This is a genomic window from Chamaesiphon sp. VAR_69_metabat_338 (assembly GCF_031423935.1).
GTDB lineage: Bacteria > Cyanobacteriota > Cyanobacteriia > Cyanobacteriales > Chamaesiphonaceae > Chamaesiphon.
Genome location: NZ_JANPGM010000628.1, coordinates 1 through 2179, shown reverse-complemented (window position 1 = coordinate 2179; position 2179 = coordinate 1). Strand labels below are relative to the sequence as shown.

The 2179-nt window shown below is 48.5% G+C and carries 3 protein-coding genes; 2 read left to right on the top strand and 1 reads right to left on the bottom strand.

The window, feature by feature from the left end; translation table 11 throughout:
• Nucleotides 1-21: 21 nt before the first annotated feature.
• Nucleotides 22-660, bottom strand: coding sequence for an ABC transporter ATP-binding protein (locus RMO84_RS17390; RefSeq protein WP_310489697.1), 639 nt, complete (start codon nt 658-660; stop codon nt 22-24).
• A gap of 31 nt (nt 661-691) precedes the next feature.
• On the opposite strand from RMO84_RS17390, the gene RMO84_RS17385 reads away from it, so the two are divergent.
• Both RMO84_RS17385 and RMO84_RS17380 read left to right on the top strand, forming a co-directional pair.
• On the top strand, nt 692-886 hold the full coding sequence (locus tag RMO84_RS17385; protein ID WP_310489696.1) for a hypothetical protein: 195 nt from the start codon (nt 692-694) through the stop codon (nt 884-886).
• A 39-nt stretch (nt 887-925) separates the two neighbouring features.
• Nucleotides 926-1972: a Sll0314/Alr1548 family TPR repeat-containing protein gene (locus RMO84_RS17380; RefSeq protein ID WP_310489695.1), complete on the top strand. Its 1047-nt coding sequence runs from the start codon at nt 926-928 to the stop codon at nt 1970-1972.
• Nucleotides 1973-2179 lie beyond the last annotated feature (207 nt).

Genomic DNA, 2179 nt, shown 5'->3' with positions numbered 1-2179 from the left:
AATTATCAATTATCAATTAATTTAGCGATCGATCCTAGATTCGGTTAATATCCCTCGCTCGATCTGCCAACATTTATCGGCAATTGCCATGAGATCGCCAGCATCGTGAGTCACGACTAATAGCGTCCAATCTTGCTTGAGTTTGGCGAGGAGCTGCACCAACTGCTGACGCATCGACCAGTCTAAGCCCGCTGTCGGCTCGTCTAGCAGCAATAACGGGGGTTGCCGAATAAGTTGGACTGCCAGGGCTAATCGCCGCTGCTGGCCGCCGCTGAGGGCATGAGGCGAGAGCTGTAACGACAGATCTGCCAAGCCGACAGATATCAGTGCTTGTTCGACGCGTTCGGCACCGAGTTCGGGATGCCCTAGCCGTAGCTCCTCTAAGATAGAATTAGTGCAAAAATGCCGTTCGGGAAACTGAAACACCAACCCGCCCAATTGCTGGAGCAATTCTGCATCTAAGCGGCGATCGCGCCAATAGACACCGCCACTAGTAACAGTCGCCAATCCTGATAAAATCTCTAGCAAAGTACTTTTGCCCGAACCGCTCGCCCCAATAATTAGCCCCAATTGTTGGGGTGGTAATTCTAAATTTAAATCCTGAAGGATCGCTCGATCGCTAGCTGGAGGATGATAAGACAAATGTTTGAGTTTGAGCATCAATCTCAGAGTTGGGGATGAGGGGTTGGGAATGAGTCCACGAGTAGCAATTGGCGATCGATCTTCATTATCGATCGCCCGTGTAGCACACAGCTCTCAATCTGGGGATCGCAGTGGAACATCCGATCGTCATTCACGTCCAGACAGTACAGTATATTGCGATCTCCAGGCAATTGGGCAAGGCTCGATCTCCTCCATTCACTACCTCTGCGCCGAGCAATTTTAACACCCCGTTCGCATCCCGTCGTTACTCGCTACTAACTTCATGAAATTCAAGTCGTCCGCACATATTCTACTCGCTCTTGCTACTGGCGCGCTCGTGACTCAATCAGCACTCATAACACCAATGAGCCAGTTTAACCTAGCTATGGCTCCCGCAGTCGCCGTTACTCAGGCAGTCAAGCCCAATAGCAATATGGCATACCCGCCAGGAGGGGTTCAGTCTAAACAGGTTAGCAATGTCGAACGCGCCAAGGAAGCCATGTTTCGGGATGGTGACTATATTAAAGCCAAGCAGTATCTCGATGCCGCCCTCAAAACCGAACCCAACGAGCCGCTAACTTATGCGATGAATACTCTGTATCCCTTTAGCAGTGGAGATTTTGAGAAAGTTAGGGACTACGGCGAGAAAACGACGAAAGCTGCCGAAAAATTGATGAAAACCAACCCGCTGCGGGGGAATTTATACCAGGGTGTCGGCGGGGCGATCTTGGCGGCTTATGAAATGAAAAAAGCCGATGGCGGTGCCTTAGGCGCGCTCAGTAAGCTCCAAAAGGTGTTCGAGTTTATGGATAAAGCCAATAAGATCGATCCCAATAACTCCGAACTCAATCTGATTAAAGGGTATATGGATCTATTATTGGCGGTCAATGTCCCCTTCTCTGATACCAGTCAGGCGATCGATCGACTCAAAAATGCCGACCCGCGCTATCTGGCTTTGCGCGGCATGTACATCGGGTATCGCGATTTGAAACAGTACGATCTGGCGAATAATGCGATCGATGCCGCTCGCAAACTCGCACCGCAAAATCCAGAATTGACCTACTATAAAGCGCAAATTCTCAATATTCGCGGTCGCGAACTCAAAAATGATAATGAATTGCGCGAGTCGATGAAACTATTTGAAGTTGCTTACCAAAAACGCGATCGATTATTACTCTCGACGATCTCCCAAATTCTCTCGGAACACTGTCAAGCCAAGCGAACGCTGGCTAAAGCCGATCACGACGGTTGCTACGGGTTTGAAGCCCAACTCAAACAAGCCAATCCTCAGGTTGTGGTCGGATTGACCAAGATTCCACCGTTGAATTAGGGGATAGGGAATAGGGAATAGGGATAAGAGATGTCACAAGAAGAAATTAGAAACCGCGTTCCTAATCTTCCCTGTACCCTTTCCCCTTATCCCTATCCCCTAATTTAGAGAATAAATATTCCCATCAACCAACAAACAAGTAATGCCTTTCGATCGCAAATGTTGGGTAGTCTTATGAAAAATCCTGCTATCTGGTACCTTAATTAC